Consider the following 20,596-nt stretch of genomic DNA (forward strand, 5'->3'; position numbering starts at 1 on the left):
CATCCCCCAGTCCCCAGTCCCCAGTCCCTAGTCCCCAGTCCCTATTACCCGATAACCAATATCACGCCGATAATACATTCCCTCAAAGTGGATGCATTTAATGCCGGCGTATGCAGAAGCGATCGCTTGATCAAAATTTTCTCCTATGCCGGTGACATTTAACACCCGACCGCCATCTGTCATTACTTGCTGCTCCTGCAACTTTGTCCCAGCATGAAATACATTAGTTCCTGCGGATAAAGCTTGTTCAATGCCTGTAATTACTTTTCCTTTCTCATACGCCCCAGGATAGCCCCCTGCGGCAGCGACGACGGTCGCACATGCTCCTGCCTTCCAAGCTATGGGCGGCATGTCTCCTAGACGTTGCTGGACGCAGGCAATCATTAATTCTTCTAGGGGTGTTTCCAATAGTGGGAGAATTACTTGTGTTTCCGGGTCGCCAAAGCGACAGTTAAATTCTAAGACTTTAAATTCGCCATCTGGTGCAATCATTAAGCCAGCGTAGAGAATGCCTCGATAATCGATGTTTTTGGTTTTGAGGATGGCGATCGCTTTCTCCAAAACTTCTTTCTGCACGCGTTCCATAATTTGCGGTGTAGCGATCGGGGAAGGGGCATAAGCTCCCATCCCCCCAGTATTATCTCCTGTATCGCCCTCCCCAATTCGCTTATGATCCTGAGCCGGCAATAAAGGGCGAATCGTCAATCCATCCGTTAACGCTAAAACTGATACCTCCTGCCCTGTCAAACACTCTTCAATAACCACAAATTCCCCAGCGCTGCCAAACTGCCCCTGGAAAATCGCCTCAATTGCCGCTTCTGCCTGTTCTAGCGTTGCTGCCACAGTTACACCTTTACCAGCAGCTAAACCATCAGCTTTGACCACAATTGGTGCGCCCTGGGATTTCGCATATAATTTAGCTGCTTTTGCCTCCGTAAATACCGCAGCCTTCGCTGTGGGAATTCCCGCTTCCTGCATCAAAGCTTTTGCCCAAGCCTTACTTGCCTCAATTTGCGCTCCCGCTCTCGTTGGACCAAAAACCATCAAACCTTTATTTTGGAGATAGTCGGTAATTCCCTTTGCCAAGGGTACTTCTGGACCAACGACCACCAAAGAAATATTATTTTCCAAAGCATAGCGGCTGATGCCTTCAAAGTCATCTACCGCCAGAGGTAAATTTTGGCAACGCTCTAAAGAAGCCGTACCACCATTTCCGGGTACACAGACAACTTGCTCAACTTGCTTAGATTGCAGCAGTTTCCATGCTAGAGCATGTTCCCGCCCTCCATTACCAACAACTAAAACTTTCACGCGCTTTCCTTGCTTGCGATGATTATGCCTTAAGTCTTTTCGCCGATCAATTTTTCCATCAATTCTGATGCGAATGCAAGCCCCCATCGGGAATTCCTTGTAAAATCTGTAACCTTTGTTTTAAATGACACTAATAAAGACATTTTCAATGATTCAAATTTGGGTGCGATCGCTTTAAGGACTACTCTAATTTTCAGCTTGGTTTGTTTTATTATTTTCTCTCCAAATTAATAAAATAAAATTACGCCCCATCGCACAAGTGCATAATTCGACTTTAGTTACACCCATTAGATAGTATGAAAATATTTTTCCTCGAATTCTGGAAAATTCTAAACTCAATCTGTATCACTGTTTAGTCATCAACATTCTTTTGAAACTTAGAATAAAATTATACACAATTTTTGATACATACACAAACTCGAAAGAACTAATATTCAAATTTTAGATTGATTAAAAATTATGAAAAAAATCCTAATTTTATCAGCAAATCCGATAAACACAGATAGATTGCGATTAGACGAGGAAGTCAGAGAAGTCCAGTTAGCTTTAGAACGTTCTAAAAGACGTGAGCAATTTGAAGTCATTTCCAGATGGGCTATTCGTATCGATGACCTGCGTCGCGCTTTATTGGATCATGAACCACAAATTGTGCATTTTTCCGGGCATGGAATCCCAGCTAATAATATAGCTTTGGAGAACTCTGGGCAATTGCAACAACAGCGCGAAGCTTACCGTCTAAGTTCGCCAAAAGTAGGCATAGCTTTGGAGAATAACTCAGGACAATTGCAACTAGTAAGTACGGAATCAATCAAAAATCTATTTGAGTTATTTAAAGGCAAAATTGAATGTGTGCTGCTTAATGCCTGCTACTCAGAAACGCAGGCTGAAGCAATTTACCAACATATTGATTGCGTTATTGGCATGAACCATTCTATCCAAGATAGAGCCGCAATTAATTTTTCCAAAGGGTTTTACGACGCTATTACTGCTGGTAGAAACTATGAAGAAGCTTTTAAATTTGGTTGTAACAACATTGACTTAAATAGCATTCATCAATCTTTAATTCCCGTAATCAAAATCAGAAAAAACTCTACAAATTCATTTGCTTCAGAACAAATAAACCCTAATCAAAAAAAACAAGAACCTGATATGACTAGTAATTCGCAATCATTGAACATTAGTGGCGGCAATTTATCGGGTGTTCAGTTAGGACAAGCTGCTCGCGATCTCACTCAAAATCAGCAAAATACTCAGGATGGGACTGAAAAAGAATTGACGTTAAATGAGGTTGTTGAACGCATAGCACAAATTGAAACTCTATTTCGTACTTCAGATTTACCGGAGGATTTGAAAGAAAAAGCTATTAACCTTTTAAAATCTGCAAAGGATGAGGTTAAAGAGAAGGAACCAGACAAAGACTTTGCAACCAAAAATTTACAGAAAGCCACTAAAGTCCTTAAGGAAGCCAACGAAACCTTTGGTGCAGGGCAAGGACTTTGGCAAAAGTTACAACCAATTGCTGAACAATTAGCCCCTTGGTTAGGAATTGCAGCAAAAAATCTACTTTTACTTCCCTAAGCAAACATTTCTGCAATATATGGAGAGTAAGTGATGAATAATAAACCACAAAATAAATCTGAGCAGAAAGTCGGAATTGATAATGCCTCAATAAATGATGCTCAAATTGGACAAGCTGGACGTGACTTGATTCAAGCTAAGAATGTTTCTTTCCGGGTAGTAATAAGATTTTTCAGATTGCTGTCGGAACAAGCTTTAAAGGGTTCTATAGTCGGTGTTGTCATAGGTTTATGTCTGATTGTAATCAGTCATAAAATTCATGATATTTTCGGTTTTCAACCAGGAGAATACACAGAATCAACCAAGTATGCAGAGATGATTAGTGCAATTTTTGTGGGAATATACTGCGGTTTATTTTGTGCTCATCTGATAAATAAGACATCGAAAAAAGTTTTCTTAGCAGTACTTGCCTTTCTTGTAACTTTGTGGGCATTACCATCAGTTCGCCTAGTTTTTGTTTCAATTTTGGAAACCGTCGGTTTTAAGAAATATACACAGCTATCAGATACAATTAGCTATTCAATTAGCTATGCTATTATTTGTGTCTTGGCTGGTGGTGTCATAGAAACTATAGCCCAGATAACCAACAAGAACAGGAGAAAACAGAATCGAGCTAAGAGTGTAGTTCAATCTACAACTCAAGTTAAAAATGAAATTTTATGCCCTCATTGTAATCACATTAACCCAAGTAACTTCAAATTCTGTTCCAAATGTGGTAAAGAATTGAATAAACCATTTAGGTAATATAGAAATCAGGTTTGATTTTTGAACAAAATTAGGTATTTGTAGGGTGCGTTAGCGTTTCGCATAACGCACCATAAGTCAGCTGCGCTTTGACTTAATTTCCGGCGAGCTAAATAGTGGTTGCTGGCAATTAGAAAGCGACAAAGCTTGACAGGCTGTTTTTGTAATCATTTCAGCAGTTGGATTATCTTCTGATGGGGTTTTATCTGGCTGCTTTTGTAGGCTCCATAGCATCAGTCCAGCGGCATTCTTGTTAACAACAGCCTGTGTCAAGTTACGAATTTTTGCCAAAGTATAAACATTTCCACCCCAAGCTTCTGGTGGCACTTCCACCCCCATAACTACTTTACCTTTGAAATAGTTTTGATAAGCCGCCAAGGCTTCTTGAGGATTGTAGGTCAGACCTGCGTCATAGGACATAACATGCAGTTGGTCAATCATTGCACCCTCAGGTGAGCGCAGCAAATTCAGCATCAAACCTGTTTTCTCACCTTGGGGTTGAGCATTTATCCATTGCCCTTCACCATAAGCACCAATACTCCATGCTGCCGCAGTCACCAGGTAAGGTTTGGGCAAAGCGTGACGAATTTGTCTGACAACGCGACGAAATACTGTATCAGATGTACAGGAAATTTTACCATTTGACAATGAACACTTAGTATCGATAGGCTCGTAATCAATATCAACCCCATCGAATCCAAAGTCTTTGACAACATTAGCGATCGCTTTGGGATTGAGTTGAACAAAATTTGTGTAGGAAAGCCCACCCACTGCTAGTAGCAGTTTAGTTTTGGGATTGCGTTTCTTGAGAAGGGCAATTCCATCTTTCACTACTTTGCCATTTGCAGTGAATTGCAGCCCCGTTTTGGTCAAATTGTAGTTACCACTGTTGTAACTAGAATCTGGCTGCATGAAAGACACAATTACTAGATTCACATAGGGTGCTATATTTGCCAACTGAAGCTGTTCTGGACTACTTACCCCCTTTTCTGACCAACTTTGGAAGTAGCCAACAATAGTTTTTTCATGAGTATTAGTTTTAGCTCTAACCAGTTCTTGTGAATGCGGGAATAGGGAAAAATAAACACTACCTAATAACAAAGAGAAAAAGCACACTACCTGGATCAACAAAAAGTGTTTATTACTTTTTAACGAAGCAACTAATTGGAAAATATTTCGAGGAAAAAATTTTTTAGTCATATTTTAAGTAGTGTAGAGGTGATTTATCAAGTGAATCTTACCCAAAAAGACTGTATTACTGACAATATCTATACTTTTGGCTTTTGAAATTATCGGATATTAATAAATTTTTATTATGATTTTCCTCAGATGCTTAACCTTGACCTGTGCAGTTGGGTGCGATCGCTTGTCGGCAAGCTTTAGGGAAAAATTTTTTGGTTTATTGATATTCCCAAAATTTACGTAAATAATAAATTTTTATTAACATTTTAACGCTTACTACGTACTCCACCACATCAACACTGAGTATTACACATTTATCAGTACTGGTTTTATTATGTATTTTTTTGCTGTATTTTAACTTCGTTACCTAGTATATTCATAGAGAAAATATTATCCACAAAAATCAACAAATATACTGATATATTTGCTAACAAACCACGTTGCTTAAGTATTTTCAAGTAATGACTTTCATCTGCAAATAATTGTTTAAAAAAATAATCCTAAAGTATTGGCATTTACCTGGGTGTAAAGATTAACCTGGGTATATTCAAATTGATAAAATATCCAAAAATCACAAAACATGGCTAAAGTTATTGTCACCGGCGCGGCAGGGTTCATTGGTTCTCAGCTTACAGAAACATTGCTGAAACAAGGAGATGAAGTAATCGGAATTGATGAGTTTAACGATTACTACGACCCTGCTTTAAAGCGTAAGAATATTGCACACTTACATTGGTCTCCAGGCTTTGAATTAATTGAAGCAAATATTCAGTTTTTAGATTGGCAAACGCTCCTCAAAGACGTTGAAGTAGTTTACCATCAGGCAGCACAGGCGGGAGTACGTGCCAGTTGGGGTCAAGGTTTCCGTGCTTACACTGAACGAAACATCAGCGCTACCCAAATTTTATTGGAAGCGGCAAAAGATGCGAAAGACTTGAAAAGGTTAGTATTTGCCTCAACTTCTAGCGTGTATGGTGATGCCGAAACTCTACCCACCCATGAGGGAATTTGTCCGGCACCGGTTTCCCCTTACGGTATTACTAAGCTAGCAGCTGAAAGGTTGTGTGGACTGTATCAAAAAAACTTTGGCGTGCCTTGTGTAGCGTTGCGCTATTTCACAGTTTACGGTCCCAGGCAGCGCCCGGATATGGCGTTTCACAAGTTCTTCAAATCGATTTTGCAAGATGAAGCGATTCCGATTTACGGTGATGGGTTGCAAACGCGGGACTTTACTTTTGTTAGTGATGCTGTTGCCGCTAATTTAGCCGCTGCCACAGTACCGGAAGCTGTGGGTGAGATTTTTAATATTGGCGGTGGTAGCAGGGTGGTGTTAAAAGAAGTATTGGACACGATGGAGGAAATTGTCGGCAAACCGATTAAGAGAAACCATATTGAAAAAGCGATGGGAGATGCCCGTCACACGGCAGCGGATGTATCGAAAGCACAGAGAATTTTGGGATATCAGCCTAAAGTTTCCCTCAGAGAAGGTTTGATACAGGAGTGGGAGTGGGTGAAGGCGTTGTATTAAGCATCGCATATAACGTGGGATGAATCGTAGAGACGTTCCGGTGGAACGTCTTTACAATACGTTTGTCTAACCCTACTCTTCGGTGGGTGAGGGTGCCAATACGCTTGGTGTTAAGGCAAGAGACGCGATAAATCGCCGTCTCTACAAAGGACTTATTATTGTAAAGACGGCGATTCATCGCGTCTTTGCGATGTATAATTTTCATCAAAAAATTTTATCCGAACCGTATTGGGTGAGGGTGCAATCCAAATCTATATAGAAACAAAAGATTTTCAACTCAAGGAAATCTTGATTAAGACAACACCCATTGACAAGTTGCCACCTGAATGGTATCCACAAACCATAGATTTACGACTAAGACAAATCTTAATTGAGAAAATCCCTTTTCATAAGTTGCAACCGCAATGGTTATTATCAGAACCAAACTCTGAAATACGGCGATCGCTAATTCAAAGAATTGGTTACACACGCATCGCTAACCAATTGCAAGCTGTGGAATTAGATTCTTGGCAAGAATACACGCTGTTAAAAATTGAAGCCAAGGTTGATGTTGAGCCAATTCATATTTTAAAAATGACTTGCCCCAGTACGGGAAGTATTCACACTTTGCGCGTACCGCCGAATTTGCAAACAGCGCGAGAAGCAATTCGCTGGGTGAATTGGGATATAGACCCAGAAGAATTTAGCGTACAAACCTAATTATCATATTATGAGTAATATATTTTTTAACCAAAGTTAATATTTACCACAGCCAGAGTGCTTTGTGCGGTAATTTTTATTCATAAATCGGACTCGATATTAATCCACTTTTAAGTAAGAAATGCACCCTGAAAGTAAGAATTTATGCACACCCGTAATTCTTCGGTTTAAATTGTCCACCTACTTAAACCGGAGCAAAAGCCCCTGGTGGAATTGGCACAAGCTGAGGAGTTGATAAGCAGGTTCCCTGTCTGTACCAAATGCCCTCAACCTCAAATGCCTCAAAGTGGGTTGTTAAAATTGCCCAAGCTTGCTCGTTGAGTCCAGCAGAGTAAGTCCATGTAAACTCACTATTGTTATTTAGTCTTTGTTCTAGCTCTGCCAAATCTTCAGGAAGCCAAAATTGAGTCATTACTCTTTGGGTAGCAACCTCCGGGGGAGTATCTAACATGTCAGCCATTGGTTGGTTGACTATGATTTGCTTGCGATTGTCTTGTCTGACAATGCTAATTGGACGCTCATTTTCAGCGGCTGCAACCATTCGGTACAATAACCCTTTTGGGATATGCACTTGGCTGCAAAAGACTGCACCCCCAGAATGCAAAATCCGTTCAGCAGTTTCTGAGGGTGTGGGGGCACCAGAGGAAGACATCCACCCGAAAAATTCGATTGGATTTTTACAGCCCCTCCATTTAATTCGCACTTTACCGTTGAGTTTTGCCGCAGTTTCACTGAGAGCATCTCCGTAGCTTTGGGCGAGGTCGGTAGCATCCCGCTTTGTGGGAGCAAGGATGGAAACTCCCTCATGGGACATCTTATAGTTCCAGCCCGGTAGGTTCAATATCCGAAGAATACTCGTGCTCATCTTCTTTTATACTTTCAGACTCTTTACATATATTTACACCCCGAAAATCGGAAAACACGGAAATTTTGAAAGTTTCTTGCCAAATTATTTTCCGTTCTTCTTCAGGAATACCTAAGGCTGACGTGATGATGGCAAAGTCTCCTGGTGTCGGTAGTACTTCGGCTTTGGCGATCGCTCGCAAGTTTCTCACTCCACAACCCTTAAGTTTTGTCATGTTTACCTGAACTACCTCAGCAATTGTTTTTGGACGGGCAGGTTCGGGAACTACTGAATGGACACCTGCTCTTTTAGCTAGCCATTCACGCGTCATCTCTTCTAATGCGTCGCTTTGAGATACACCTTCGCGAGCGCAGATGCTTTTAAACTCCCGCGCTAAGTCTATCGGAATGTAGCCGCTAACCTGCTTGTAGTCGTCAGAACGTCTTCTATCAGTCATAATTTGAACTTCTCAACACTACTCCTACCTTTTATTTTCTCTCATGACATCTCAATAGCAGGACGATTTTGTTAGTCATTTTTAAATGACATATTGACAAATAAAAATGACAAGCTTAATATTAAGGTGTGAATCACTAAATTACTGAAGCGGAAAAATCAAAAAAGGCAGATGACCCTAAAAGCCAGCTTTTCACTCTTATATCTCGCTTTTAATTTCAAGTAAGGAATCTAAAGGTTTTTGTCCCTCTTCTTTTCAGTATATACGCTAGCACAAATTTAGCAACATCACACAACTGAAAATTCCGTAGACGAAATCCCTTATCGGATGAAAGTTCAGCGCACAACCGAGCAGTGCAAATTGTTCATCTGTTGATCAGCGTTATCTGGAGTTTGAACTTATTCAAGTATCGATTTCACCAAAATCATGACCCAATTAACTTTTGACCACTTCGTCCATCCTCTTTCACACTTTCCCCAAATTGTAAATAACAATGGTGATGAACCAATGTTAGATATGTACACGATGGCGGGAGTAGTGCTTTACACCGCTTGTGCAAATAATAATCTCAAGGCAAGTGAAAATACAGTGTTAAAATCAGCAATTGAGACGGGATTGGTGGATGTTCATTTGTTATTTGAGCGTTGCAAGACGGGTGATAGAGCCGCAATTTTACAGATGATTTCTTTGATAGTCTCTGGACTGGAAACAAATATTGAAAAGCTTAAACTGATGTAAAAAACACAGTTTGAGGATGGATTAAGAGCGCATAGGATGAAGATAATAAGCAGAGGCATTTTAATTAATGCTTCTGCTTTTATATTATTAATTGAAAAAGGGACTGGGGACACAGGATTATTGTTCGGGGATAGGGAAATACACTCTTCTACCAAAAAACGCCTGAAACCCAGATATATCAAGAAACTAGGCAAAACGATGTTAAAGCCTCTGTGCATATACCTTTAAGCTTTTTTATCGGCTAGTTTTTGTCTAAGTCCCGTTAAGATTTTTGGGATTAGAGACGCGAAATTTGGCGTCTCTACATTCGTCCGATCGGGCTGTATTGGATTATAGATGAGGATTCGTGTGCTAATGAAGAGTTTTCTTAAAAAGCTTAGTTTTTATTGTTACGTTCTTAATCTGTCTCTTGCTGGAGAACTGAAAATCTTTTGGATAGACGAATACATTAAAATTAGCAGAGGTATGACCAAAATCAATGCGGCATACCAAGGAATACCAGCATAAATGAAAGAATTCAGCCATATATTTATTGTGCTGCTAGCATATTCATTTGCTTCTGAATAAGAATCTTTAATTGTGATAATTGGTGCATGAGTTATTATCCGCGCAATATTTCCAAATGCACCCTTTAACATATCAACTGATTGGCTATTCCAAAAACCCCAAATAAATACATTATCACTAACCATACCGCGCTGTGTGGCATATTCTAACCGGAAATGCCAATTAGAAATAATTGAAGACAGACTGAGAAGAAAACCAAAACTTCCTAAAAATATTGTAGAAATTTTTAAGGCTTTTTTTTGAAGAAGGTATTCTAGATTGACAGCAAATGGGAGAAAGAGAAACGGTAGGATACTAAGAAAAAGTCGTGGTCCCCATCCCCAAGCACCATACCAACTTCTTAACTTAGCATGAAGTAAAAACCAAAGTACAGTGAGTGCTGCTATGTATATAGCTTCTTGTCGATGTTCTTTATAGAATTTTTTAAATAATAAGATAGATAAAATTACTAAAGGAGCATAAACAAATATACTTTTACCAGGACTAAAAAGTAAACCTGCTATTCCTACAAAAATATTACCATCCAAAGCATTATTACTTGCATATACTGCTGTTTGTACTGGTGATTTATAAAAAATCCCCGTTCGGAGATAGTTGTACCAACATTGCCACAATATAAAAGGAACAAGTGTCACTAATCCCAAGACAATTTCTCGGAATCGTGTTGCTATTGGTTTGTAATAGTTTAGCAAATAAGCAAAAGTTACTAGGATAGCTAAAATCATGGATATTCGGGTTATTAAAGCGAATCCTAGACATATAAAACAGCCAAACAAATACCACCAATTATTTTTTTGTCGATAGCTCAATAGCAAGAAAAAAGATAGGGTTAGCAATGTGGTACATAATACACCATCAAATAAAATGCGAGAATAAGTCCAGAAATAAGTGGTAAGCGCTAGACATAAAGTTGCTAAAAAGCTGGGAATTTTAGCTTGTGAAAATCTAGTCCGCAAAATAGCAAAGAAAGTAGTTGCAGTCAATGCTGAATAGACACTAGCTTGAAATGATAAAATAAATTTCTGAAGCATCTCTATTTTTTCTAGACTAAGAAACCTAGAAAAAAGATTTTCTAGCAGAACATTTATGAATGCTGTTGGCAACATAAAAAGGGTATTGCCAATTTCGTGTCCTGCATAGGTTCTACCATTAGGTGCTATTTGAAAAATACCTAGTTGTGGTGTATCAAAACCTAATTGTCCATGTTTGATAATTTGGTAGGCAACTTGGTAATGAAATAAACCTTCGGAATTATCGGAGCCGGTATTCGTCAGAGCAAATAATGCCCAGAAAAAAATAAATACATGAAAATAAATTTTATGTTTGGAGTAAATTTCATGGCAATATTTGAATATATTTGTCATATGTAAATGCCTCAATTGATAAAAGATGTTAAAAAATCTTTTTAATTTAGGACTTACGCACTCGTTACGATAAAACAAGACTTTGAGATTGCTTCCTTGCGTCGCAATGACGGAAATACATAGTCCGTGCGTAAGTCCTGGAATTGCCAAATTTAGTCAAAATCTAACCATTTTTTGAACCGAAAGCGATCGCGGAAATTCCACTCAACATTAATCCCAATCCCCACCACTGGGAAATTGAGACTTTTTCCCTAAGAATCACTGCACCAGCAATCGTTGTAGCTAAAATTGTTAATCCGATTACTACTGGATAAGCTACAGATAAATTAAATTTACCCAAAACCACTATATAGAAAAGGGTACTAATACCGTAAGTACAAATTCCTCCCAGTAAATAGATATTTAAAGGATTTTGACCTGCTCCTAGTTTTAAAAGAGCTTGAGCAGCGGTATTTAAACCAACTGTGATAAGAATAAGTAAGCTGAAAAAAAGTTGATTATTCATAAAAATACTTTTTCTAAAAGAAACTTTCATAACCAGCAGAATCATCAAAGTCCCAAAGTTCATTTTCGGTTGGGTAAGGTATTTGCACCCATTTACCGGCGAGGGATTCCCACCAACGGGGTGGATGGGGTAGGGTAGCTACTTGGATGCTGCAACAGCCTAAAAGCCATGCTCCGATGACATCTGTATGTACGCTGTCACCAATGACAACTACTTCTTTGGGGTGCAAGTTCATGTGAGCGATCGCTTGACGAAATGCTTTAGGAAAAGGCTTTTTCGCTGGGTTGATTGCTTTAATATCTAGACGATGAGACCAAAATTTAACTCGATAATGACGTTTACCGTTTGAAAGAATAAAAAACTTTAATCCGGCTAACTTTGCCTGTGTAATCCAATCTTCTGCTTTCGGAGATAGGTAGCGGTCATCTTCAGAAATAATAGTGTTATCTAAATCGAGGATGATTCCGCGAATGCCGGATTTTTTTAGCAATTCAATATCGATGCTTGCTAATATATAAGCCCGTCGTGGTAATTTATGGGGGTTTTCTTTTAAACCTGGTCGGTTATTTCCCTGAATGAGCAAACGCAACCAAGAAATAAATTGGTTGACTATTTTTTTCAACATCTGTAAACTCTTTTAGAACTAATTGTTGGTAGTTCTGCACTGAGCAAATTTAATTAATTAGTCCCTGCTGTTTTAGGCAAAGAATTACAAAGCAGGTGATAATCCAACCAACAACAGTGCATAGAATTGGCAAGTCTTTTAATAAAACTTCTTCTGGTCGCTCACTGCGTCCACCATGCTCAACTTCGTTGTTATTGTCAGTGGCAATTTCTTGAGGATCGCTGAGTAGTTGATAGCGAAAAATGCCATACAAAACAAAGGGCAAAGTCAGCAGCATCCAAGAAGTGGAAGCACCGCGTAGGAGGGGACCTGAACTCCAAAGAGTATAAGTAACAAGGGTGCTGGTGGTAACGACACTCTCCATCCGTGCTAGCAATTCGAGGGAGTAACGTCTGAGGACAGCACGAGGTTTAGTACCTTTGAGTTGTGTCAACCGCAGTTCTGCTTTGCGCTTTTCAATTCCCAAAAACAGCGCTAGCATTGCTGTACAAATCAAAAACCAAGACGATAAAACAATTCCTGTGGCAGCTGCACCAGCATAAGCTCGCAATACAAAACCGGTAGCGATCGCTCCAATATCTAAAATCACCATTCGCTTGAGTCGCAAATTGTAGGCGATTTGCAATATGGCATAAGCGGTGATGGTTGCACCCAATTGTGGCGATCGCCACCAACTTATCGCTAAAGCACTTCCTAATAGGATTACTGCCATCCCTAATGCTACTTTAATCTTGACTAATCCTGAGGCGATCGGGCGGTTGCACTTGACAGGATGTTGACGGTCAGATTCGACATCTGCGATGTCATTAATTAAGTAGAAACTACTAGAAGCACAGCAAAACATTATAAATGCCAGTAAACTGCCTAGCAATGATTGCAGATTAATGCTAAAAGCAAACAAGGGTGCTGCAAAAACTACCAAGTTTTTTGTCCATTGCCGAGGTCGCATCGCAAGTAAGTGTGCTGATTTACGCGATCGGGCAATTAAAGGTTTTTTGTCAACCGAATTCAAACGGGAGTCCATCGGCTTCGTGTATGTATAGGTTATAAGTGTAGAAATGCCGTTAGTCTTTACACCAATGCATCTAAAGTTATATTACAAATCATACTTTTGACAGAAAATTATTTTTTAAAGTTTCGATAAAAAATAAGTATTTTTACAGACTATTTACGTTTTGACGCCAAAGAAGCTTTCCTCTTTATCCCCTCTTCACATTTAAGTGTTAGTACAATAATAATTGTAATGTTTTGTAAATAAAACACACGAAAAGGCTAAATGAGTTGTGAAAATCGAAAGGCTCAGATCCCCGACTTCTCAAAGAAGTCGGGGATCTTGTTGTTCACGCTCTTATTTAGGACTGCTATAGCTAACTATGCGTTAAAAACAAAATACCCTCAGGCTAGAAACCTGGGGCTACACAAACAAAGCCTACCTTCGTAGGCTAATTATATGCATCTTCATATAAAAACGGTATTACTCCCATTCTTGAAATCCACCGCTAGTATTGCGGAGTAAAGAATTTATTTGAGTACGACGGGTTTCAAAGTTGGCTGCAACGGAAATCAACGCTACACCGACTAACAAGCCAATTACCCATTTTAAAAAGGGATATCGCAAGCTGAAAATTATTAGTTGATAAACACTAGTAATGAAAAAAGTCGCTGTACCAACGTAAAGAAAAGCCCGCACTCGCAAACTTAATCCGGCAAATATGGCGATGAGGCTGAAAATTCCCGGCACGATCGCACTTTCAGTATGAAATAAAATTGCCCATCCACAAATTATGCTGCTGCCTAGCACTCGTAAGTAGTGACGAGATGTTTTATAATCTGGAAGGAGAAGATGTGGATCTACTTGAGCAATATAGAGTAGTGATAATCCCACTGGTGTGATGTACCACAAAGTATCTGTGAAATGTAAATTCCCAAACCAGCGAAATAGCGCCCAATCAATCAAGGCAACACTAATATAGGTAAAACGAATGTTTTCGCGAATTTTGGCGAGGAAGATGTAATACCCAGCAGCGATCGCTATGGTAATTGGGTATACTTGCAATCTAGTTTCCCATAAAATTATCAGTGGAATTATGTATGCAGCGTTTTGCCAAGGTTTTTTCGACCAGCCCCAACTCTCCCAAGGTAAGATGTAGAGAAAATAGGCAACTACACAAGCGATCGCACCATTCCAAGGAACTAAAACTCCAGTTAATAACTGCCCTACTGCTGTTTCGCGCCAGTAAATTCGCATACCAGCAAATTCTAATAAACCTAAGTAAACCCAGATTTCTTCTGTAGAGACGTGACCGTGGAACGTTGTAGAGACGTGACCGTGGAACGTCTCTACGGTAGTAGGTGAACGGCGTCCTTGAAAAATGGCGTAGCGAACTAAAAATGCGCCTGTTGCTAATCCTACAAGGCGATTGACCGCAATGGGGGCGGTAATGGCTGACATTAATAAGCAACTACTCCCAGCCCAGTGAAGATGAGCGATCGCTTTTAATTCTTGGGGTGTAAGACGTAAATAGTTAATTAGCCAAGGCGACAATATACGATAAGCATACATGATGGTTGCGCCCAAAGCGGACATGGCAATCAATCCATCACCCCTACCACCTCCCGAAGCTTGGGACATTTGATAGAACAAAAGTTCATAAGCGGAAATTGATATGCCTGCAATTCCTAAATAAAGTAGCGGTTTTAAATCTTGGTGGCGTCGCCCTACACCAATTACAATCAAGGCTACACCTAAAGAATATAAACCCGTCCACTCGGTAAAGGTGTTTAAACGCAGCAATATGCTGAATGCACCATATATTAAAGGTAAGATGTGGAAACTACTGGGCATTTTTGCTAATTGATGTCGTCTTCGCCACCATTCGCCAAAAAGCTGAGTTATTAAACCTAAGGCAATGTTAGCGATCGCAATCTTGATAATATCGCCTTTGCCAAAGCCGAAAACTTGATTTATCAACAATTCCAGACACCAACCGATGCCATAAAATGCCCAATTTGTCGGTTGTCGCCAACTGCGATAAAGGATTGCAGCTAAAGTTAATGCGGTGGAAGTTAAGTATAAAAAATCAGGATTTGCAAAGCTTTGGTAAACAAGAAGCGCGTGCAGTGTTAAAGTCAATAATTCAAAACTACATAAAGCGATCGCCCATTTGTCGGTGACAGTTGCATATATAGCGGCTAATTCTTCACCTCGACTGAGTGCTTTGCTCATCAGCCATAAACTGAAGATAGCGATCGCTCCCACAACGAACCATCCATCTAGCGATAGATGCGGTAAATTAAAAATGCCATCCCACAGCAGCACAGCAACAAAACTCAGCCCAAAACCTACCGTAGTTCCCGCAGATTGCTTGTTTCGTAAATAGCGCGTGTTTGCAAACATCCCTGCCGTACCCACAGCTAAACCAATTAATCTGGCTCCTGGCAAAGGTAAAATAAGTAACTGTGCCGCTAACAACGTCAAAATGCTCAAATAACTGCTAGTAATCCTTCGCGGTGCAGAGGTGCGGGTAGCAATTGCCGTGAGAGTAATAGGGGTAATTAACCAAATTAAGCCCCAATTCTGATTGTTGATTATACCGCTTGTCCAAAAAGCGGAAGCATTCACCCAAAGTAGTAAATAGCTAGTTACCGCCAATCCAAAACCGATGTGCCATGCACTACGTCGCCATATTCCAGCGCCAAGGCTTTGCAGCCACTCTGCAACCATCAGTGCTAACAAAATGCTTGCCCAAACTTGAGTTTGCAGACTTGGTAAGAGCCAATCAATTGTCGAGCAAAGTGTTAGTACCCCGGTGATGTGTGTCAAATATATCATCGAGGGTGGGCATTGGGCATTGGGCATTGGGCATTGGGAATTGGGCATTGGGAAAAAAGAATTATTTGCCTCATCTCCCCCTTGTCCCCCTTGTCCCCTTGTCTCCTTGTCTCCTTGTCCCCCTTGTCCCCCTGTCTCCTTGTCCTGACGTCGCTGGGTGACTACGGCGAGAGTTATTGTGGAAAAGAGGAGATTTAGCGATCGCAATATCGGATTGACCAGAGCAATGGAAGTTAAGAAAATACCGAATAAAAGCGTTAAATTATCCCCAAAATTAGCTAATTCCCGCTTTGGTGTGCGATAAATTCGATTTGTTAGCACCAGCATGAAAATTAGGTAAGGAAATAAAGCTACACTGAGTAACGCCCAAGGTTCGTTTTGCGAATTGGTGAGTTTTGTTGCTTCTTCGATCGCTGATTGTTGTAATTCAGCAGGTATCAATCGCCAAGCTAGCCAAACTGTTTGTAAGCCTATAACGAAAATTGCCGCTAAATCAACTTTGAAAGCGTGTTGTTGCAAACGACGGTTGAAAAACCATAAACTCAAACCGCTAACAGCGATCGCTTGCCAAGGTGATGATACTACCGTTACTAACCAACCGAGGAAAAGTAAGATTCCTCCAAGGTTTTCCCACGGGAGTTGAGGAGGGGGAGAGGGGGATGGGGGGGGAGTGGGAGATAAGGGGACAAGGGGATGGGGAGATGGGGAGATGAGGGGAGTCGGGGAAGATATAGAAATTTCTTTTTTGTCTCCTTGTCCCCCTGTCCCCTTGTCCCCTTGTCCCCTTGTCTCCCCAGTCTCTCCTCTTTGCGCTAACCAAGCGACTAACCAACCGCAAATTCCAATAGCTAAACCTAACTGGGTGATATCTACTCGGACAACAAAAATCGCCCGAACTAATAACACCGCCAAAGCATAAACTACTATTAAGGCAGGTAAAGTGATACCAAGTCCGACGCGCTTATCTTGTTCTTCTTGTAAAGAATTTGCGGATCGATTGCGATTGTGATATATGGTAATGATAGTTGTGCTGATCATCGCCAAATAAACGGCAATTAAGGGAAATCCTGGTAATTTCCAACCCCAGTGTAAGTATGACAGCGCCAAAATATTTACTAAGGGCAATTTCCCGATTGGAGAATTGGCGATAAATAGCGGGTTTTTGCAGAGTAAAACAGTAATAGTTGTGAGAATAGGAAAAGCGATCGCGATCACTAACCAATCCACAGGATTTTGCCACAACTTGAAGCTATCCATCGCCCAAAAATTCACCGGCACCAATAAAAGAGTGACAATTAGCAATGTCTGTGCCGTTAATCTGAGATTAGGCTGTTTACCTGCCCAAAAACTGAACCCCCAGAAACTCAAAGTATAAGCTAACAAAACTCCATACTGTCCCGAAGCGGGGAATCTCTCCCACTGACTTGCAGCTAATACCCCAGAGGACACTACTACCAGAAATACACCTAAAAATAGCAGCCAACGGACACTTAATTCTGCCCCCAATGACTGCAACATCGTTGCGATCAAGTTGGGTTTAACAGGCTTTGGTGGTAAAGTTGCTGCGCTTTTCACTGATTTGGTAGTTTTAAACGCTACCTGCAATTCGGGTTGAGTCTCAGGTTGCGACACCATCGGACAAACGAGAAATTCAAAGGCTATTTGCTTAACTTGGGCATGGGATATTAAACCCAAGCGTAGCAATGTATCCAATCCTTCTAATAACTCAGGATGGGAGGATGGTAGCTTGATTTCAAATTTCAAAGAGCGATCAAGAGGTGAAGACATAAGCCGCACTAGTAAAACTTGATACTTTAATCATCATTTTGATTAAAGTATCTTTTAGCCTTAACTATGGCACTTGTTTATGCTGACTGGCATTAATTGTAAATTATTTGTTATTGGGCATCTGTTGAAAAAGAATGTAGAGACTTAGCAGTGCTACGTCTCTAGAGGTTCTGGATAATGCATATTTCAATTCGGTTGATAATATCATGACAGGTTTATTACACATACTGTAAAGACGTTCCGCCGGAACGTCTCTACGATGGTTACGATGTTTTTATTACTGTTAATTAAACGGATTTTAGACCTCATAAACTATTGGTCATTGTCCCCTTGTCCCCCCATCCCATCCCCCTAACCCAGCATCAGTAGACATCTGTTGAAAAAGAATGTAGAGACGTAGCAGTGCTACGTCTCTAGGGGTTCTGGATAACACATATTTAAATTCTGGAGATGTCTAGTATATTCTCTTTTTGCTGTTGATAAAGTCCTTTAAAGTGGCGTTGCTGTTGGTTGTGATCGACAATTGGCTGAGGATAGCCAACAGCTTCGCGTTCCAAAGGTGGGATTTTTCCCGTAACTAAATATTCTGCATCCATAGAGCGCAATTCGCTAACCCATTCCCGGATATATTCTCCTTCGGGATCGAATTTTTGCGCTTGACTGGCAGGGTTGAAAATCCGCAAGGGTTTGGGGTCCATCCCACTAGAAGCACTCCATTGCCAACCACCATTATTAGCAGATAAATCACCGTCAATCAGCTTTTGCATAAAGTATTTTTCTCCCAGTTGGGGATTTATCAGCAAATCTTTAGTAAGGAAACTAGCGACAATCATCCGACAGCGATTGTGCATCCAACCAAGTTCATTCATTTGCCGCATGGCTGCATCTACTATGGGATAACCTGTTTTACCTTCGCACCAAGCTTGAAAGTATTCTTCGTTGTTTTGCCAAGGAAAGTTTTTCAAAGCTTCGCGGAAAGCACCTTCAGCTAATTCCGGGAAGTTGTACATTGCATGTTGATAAAATTCCCGCCATGCGATTTCTTGTTGCCATGTGCGGATGTTGCTTTCTGTTTCTTCACTGCGACTATTTTCTAGCGTTTCTAAAGTAGCGATCCATACGGTGCGAATGCCGATCGCTCCAAATTTCAAAGCTGCACTTAGTTGAGATGTACCGTTAATTGCGGGAAAATTCCGCTGTTCTTTATATTCGTTGATGGCAGAATTAGTAAATTCCTCCAGCTTTTCAAGTGCCGGCGCTTCTCCTGGTGCAATTACTAAGTCTCGATCCCAAATAAATCCTAAATCTTTCGCTGTCGGTAATGCGATCGCACCATTTTCTTTGGCAATTTCCTCTTCAGCTTTCGTCAAATTTTGTAGAGACGCGATTAATCCCGTCTCTACTGGGTTAGCCTTCGGTTTGCTAATCCAATTCTTCCAAAAAGGAGTATACACCGTGTAAGGTTGATTGGCACCACTGCGAATCTCGTCGGGGAAGTGGAGAATTTGATCCCAGTTTTGATCGAGAAACTGAATCCCTTTTTCTTTTAACGCATCAATAATAGTGCGATCGCGTTCTTGAGAATACGGTTCCACATCCCAATTCCAAAATACAGCTTTAGCTTTTAAAGCCGCAGCTAGTCTGGGTATCGCTTGCACCGGATTGGCATGAAGTATTAATAGTTGGCTGCCAACTTCAGCATATCGCTGTTGTAGTGCTTGCAAACATCCAATCATATAAGTTACTCTCGCTGGGGCAATATCATCACGTTCTAAAATATTCGGATCGAGGCAAAACACACCTACAACTTTAGACGAGTGCGATCGCGCTGCTGCAAGTCCCGTATTATCTGAAATGCGTAAATCGCGACGATGCCAAAACAAAATTAAATCAGACATTCCATCTTCTTAATAGTTCGCCTGTACTAGGCTAGACGTTAATTGTACCATTTCGCATCACTCTACCGAAGAATTTCTGCTCTTGGGGCACTCTGCTATGTAGAGTTAGTGGTACCTGGGTTTGATATCCGCAATAACGATGGCAAAGCGATGCGCTTAAAATCAAGTTAATTAAAAGATGATATAGATAAATGTCAGCCAAAGACCGATTCCATGTTGCTGTGAAACAAGCTCTACAAAAGGAACTGTGGGTCATTACAGCCGATCCACTTATAATCAAAATTGAGGGTGTAAAATTTGAGATTGACTTGGCAGCAGAGAAAATTTTAGGTGCTGAAAAAGCAGGTCTAAAAATCGCAGTCGAAGTAAAAAGTTTTCTCAGTAGTTCAGCAATTACGGACTTTCAGGTTGCGTTGGGACAATTTTTGAACTATCGGCTTGCTTTACAAATGAGTGAATCGGATAGGACACTTTATCTAGCAGTACCATTTGATACTTTTAATACATTCTTCCAAGAACGCTTTGTTCAAGAAGCAGTCAAATTTTATCAATTGAAGCTCGTCGTTTACGATTCAAATAAGGAGGAGATTATTAAATGGAAAGAGTAGAAAACTATCGCCAATGCATCCGTCAGTTGCTAACAAAACAAGCGATACTGGAAGATGGCAACCCAGATGTTGAGTGTCAGCTAATTTTTGATGTAGAACATGACCACTATCAATTACTAGATATCGGTTGGGAAGAAATGAAGCGGGTGTACAACTGTTTCATTCATTTAGATATTAAAGATGGCAAAATTTGGATTCAGAGGAATATGACTGAGACAGATATTGCTCAAACACTGGTAGAAATGGGAGTACCAAAAGAAGATATTGTACTGGGGTTGCATCCCCCATATAAGCGACCGTATACAGGGTATGGGGTCGCTTAGAACTG

16 protein-coding genes and 1 pseudogene are annotated in these 20,596 nt (G+C 40.5%); 7 read left to right on the forward strand and 10 right to left on the reverse strand.

The features are described from left to right. Window positions 1-27 precede the first annotated feature (27 nt). Complete coding sequence (gene purD / locus TOL9009_RS0120055) at window positions 28-1,311, reverse strand: phosphoribosylamine--glycine ligase (RefSeq protein ID WP_029634362.1); 1,284 nt, start codon at window positions 1,309-1,311, stop codon at window positions 28-30. Window positions 1,312-1,770: 459 nt separating this feature from the next. Here purD and TOL9009_RS0120065 point away from each other — a divergent pair, with 459 nt between their 5' ends. Then, window positions 1,771-2,889, forward strand: coding sequence for a CHAT domain-containing protein (locus TOL9009_RS0120065; RefSeq protein WP_038296466.1), 1,119 nt, complete (start codon window positions 1,771-1,773; stop codon window positions 2,887-2,889). Window positions 2,890-2,922: 33 nt separating this feature from the next. Further along, window positions 2,923-3,633, forward strand: coding sequence for a zinc ribbon domain-containing protein (locus TOL9009_RS0120070; protein WP_029634364.1), 711 nt, complete (start codon window positions 2,923-2,925; stop codon window positions 3,631-3,633). 78 nt (window positions 3,634-3,711) lie between these two features. On the opposite strand, the gene TOL9009_RS42245 is transcribed toward TOL9009_RS0120070, so the two are convergent. Then, entirely contained in the window at window positions 3,712-4,833 is a 1,122-nt protein-coding gene (locus tag TOL9009_RS42245; protein WP_051502962.1) for a glycoside hydrolase family 18 protein, read from the reverse strand. 562 nt (window positions 4,834-5,395) lie between these two features. Here TOL9009_RS42245 and TOL9009_RS0120080 point away from each other — a divergent pair. After that, window positions 5,396-6,343, forward strand: coding sequence for an NAD-dependent epimerase/dehydratase family protein (locus tag TOL9009_RS0120080; RefSeq protein WP_029634365.1), 948 nt, complete (start codon window positions 5,396-5,398; stop codon window positions 6,341-6,343). Window positions 6,344-6,739: 396 nt separating this feature from the next. Beyond that, a pseudogene (locus TOL9009_RS39835) lies at window positions 6,740-7,042 on the forward strand (DUF6745 domain-containing protein); the annotation flags it as partial. A gap of 184 nt (window positions 7,043-7,226) precedes the next feature. On the opposite strand, the gene TOL9009_RS0120090 reads toward TOL9009_RS39835, so the two are convergent. Together TOL9009_RS0120090 and TOL9009_RS0120095 are read right to left on the reverse strand one after the other, a co-directional pair. Next, entirely contained in the window at window positions 7,227-7,907 is a 681-nt protein-coding gene (locus TOL9009_RS0120090; protein ID WP_029634366.1) for a PAS domain-containing protein, read from the reverse strand. Next, window positions 7,858-8,343 (reverse strand): hypothetical protein, encoded by a 486-nt coding sequence (locus tag TOL9009_RS0120095; RefSeq protein ID WP_029634367.1) that lies wholly within the window; start codon window positions 8,341-8,343, stop codon window positions 7,858-7,860. Before TOL9009_RS0120095 ends, TOL9009_RS0120090 begins: the two co-directional genes overlap by 50 nt. Before the next feature lie 426 nt (window positions 8,344-8,769). Here TOL9009_RS0120095 and TOL9009_RS0120100 point away from each other — a divergent pair, with 426 nt between their 5' ends. Further along, entirely contained in the window at window positions 8,770-9,081 is a 312-nt protein-coding gene (locus tag TOL9009_RS0120100) for a hypothetical protein (RefSeq protein WP_029634368.1), read from the forward strand. Between the two features lie 389 nt (window positions 9,082-9,470). Here TOL9009_RS0120100 and TOL9009_RS39840 read toward each other — a convergent pair whose 3' ends face one another. The 6 genes from TOL9009_RS39840 to TOL9009_RS0120130 form a co-directional block, all read right to left on the reverse strand. Then, window positions 9,471-11,162, reverse strand: a complete 1,692-nt coding sequence (locus TOL9009_RS39840) for a glycosyltransferase family 39 protein (protein WP_242055694.1) — start codon at window positions 11,160-11,162, stop codon at window positions 9,471-9,473. Window positions 11,163-11,175: 13 nt separating this feature from the next. After that, the gene (locus TOL9009_RS0120110; RefSeq protein WP_029634369.1) at window positions 11,176-11,517 is read right to left on the reverse strand and encodes an SMR family transporter; all 342 of its coding nucleotides are present in this window, start codon (window positions 11,515-11,517) and stop codon (window positions 11,176-11,178) included. Window positions 11,518-11,530: 13 nt separating this feature from the next. Beyond that, entirely contained in the window at window positions 11,531-12,142 is a 612-nt protein-coding gene (locus TOL9009_RS0120115) for a YqeG family HAD IIIA-type phosphatase (protein ID WP_029634370.1), read from the reverse strand. Between the two features lie 49 nt (window positions 12,143-12,191). Next, window positions 12,192-13,166 carry a decaprenyl-phosphate phosphoribosyltransferase gene (locus TOL9009_RS0120120; RefSeq protein WP_029634371.1) on the reverse strand — a complete coding sequence of 325 codons (975 nt, stop codon included), beginning with the start codon at window positions 13,164-13,166 and terminating at the stop codon, window positions 12,192-12,194. Window positions 13,167-13,616: 450 nt separating this feature from the next. Further along, on the reverse strand, window positions 13,617-17,762 hold the full coding sequence (locus tag TOL9009_RS45890; protein ID WP_029634372.1) for a hypothetical protein: 4,146 nt from the start codon (window positions 17,760-17,762) through the stop codon (window positions 13,617-13,619). 437 nt (window positions 17,763-18,199) lie between these two features. Beyond that, window positions 18,200-19,660, reverse strand: a complete 1,461-nt coding sequence (locus TOL9009_RS0120130; RefSeq protein WP_029634373.1) for an FAD-binding domain-containing protein — start codon at window positions 19,658-19,660, stop codon at window positions 18,200-18,202. 191 nt (window positions 19,661-19,851) lie between these two features. Here TOL9009_RS0120130 and TOL9009_RS0120135 point away from each other — a divergent pair, with 191 nt between their 5' ends. Both TOL9009_RS0120135 and TOL9009_RS0120140 read left to right on the forward strand, forming a co-directional pair. Then, complete coding sequence (locus TOL9009_RS0120135; protein WP_029634374.1) at window positions 19,852-20,268, forward strand: XisH family protein; 417 nt, start codon at window positions 19,852-19,854, stop codon at window positions 20,266-20,268. After that, window positions 20,256-20,591, forward strand: coding sequence for a XisI protein (locus TOL9009_RS0120140; RefSeq protein WP_029634375.1), 336 nt, complete (start codon window positions 20,256-20,258; stop codon window positions 20,589-20,591). The genes TOL9009_RS0120135 and TOL9009_RS0120140 overlap by 13 nt, the downstream gene beginning before the upstream one ends. The last annotated feature ends 5 nt before the right edge of the window (window positions 20,592-20,596 follow it).

Source organism: [Scytonema hofmanni] UTEX 2349 (genome assembly GCF_000582685.1).
Classification (GTDB): domain Bacteria; phylum Cyanobacteriota; class Cyanobacteriia; order Cyanobacteriales; family Nostocaceae; genus Hassallia; species Hassallia hofmanni.

What these genes read in the sequence shown, in the direction of transcription:
- TOL9009_RS0120080 (WP_029634365.1), top strand. Translation starts at nt 5,396, where the DNA reads ATGGCTAAAGTTATTGTCACCGGCGCGGCAGGGTTCATTGGTTCTCAG.
- TOL9009_RS0120095 (WP_029634367.1), bottom strand. Translation starts at nt 8,343, where the DNA reads ATGACTGATAGAAGACGTTCTGACGACTACAAGCAGGTTAGCGGCTAC.
- TOL9009_RS0120110 (WP_029634369.1), bottom strand. Translation starts at nt 11,517, where the DNA reads ATGAATAATCAACTTTTTTTCAGCTTACTTATTCTTATCACAGTTGGT.
- TOL9009_RS0120140 (WP_029634375.1), top strand. Translation starts at nt 20,256, where the DNA reads ATGGAAAGAGTAGAAAACTATCGCCAATGCATCCGTCAGTTGCTAACA.
- TOL9009_RS0120065 (WP_038296466.1), top strand. Translation starts at nt 1,771, where the DNA reads ATGAAAAAAATCCTAATTTTATCAGCAAATCCGATAAACACAGATAGA.
- TOL9009_RS0120120 (WP_029634371.1), bottom strand. Translation starts at nt 13,166, where the DNA reads ATGGACTCCCGTTTGAATTCGGTTGACAAAAAACCTTTAATTGCCCGA.
- TOL9009_RS42245 (WP_051502962.1), bottom strand. Translation starts at nt 4,833, where the DNA reads ATGACTAAAAAATTTTTTCCTCGAAATATTTTCCAATTAGTTGCTTCG.
- TOL9009_RS0120130 (WP_029634373.1), bottom strand. Translation starts at nt 19,660, where the DNA reads ATGTCTGATTTAATTTTGTTTTGGCATCGTCGCGATTTACGCATTTCA.
- TOL9009_RS0120100 (WP_029634368.1), top strand. Translation starts at nt 8,770, where the DNA reads ATGACCCAATTAACTTTTGACCACTTCGTCCATCCTCTTTCACACTTT.
- TOL9009_RS0120070 (WP_029634364.1), top strand. Translation starts at nt 2,923, where the DNA reads ATGAATAATAAACCACAAAATAAATCTGAGCAGAAAGTCGGAATTGAT.
- TOL9009_RS0120090 (WP_029634366.1), bottom strand. Translation starts at nt 7,907, where the DNA reads ATGAGCACGAGTATTCTTCGGATATTGAACCTACCGGGCTGGAACTAT.
- TOL9009_RS0120135 (WP_029634374.1), top strand. Translation starts at nt 19,852, where the DNA reads ATGTCAGCCAAAGACCGATTCCATGTTGCTGTGAAACAAGCTCTACAA.
- TOL9009_RS0120115 (WP_029634370.1), bottom strand. Translation starts at nt 12,142, where the DNA reads ATGTTGAAAAAAATAGTCAACCAATTTATTTCTTGGTTGCGTTTGCTC.
- TOL9009_RS45890 (WP_029634372.1), bottom strand. Translation starts at nt 17,762, where the DNA reads ATGTCTTCACCTCTTGATCGCTCTTTGAAATTTGAAATCAAGCTACCA.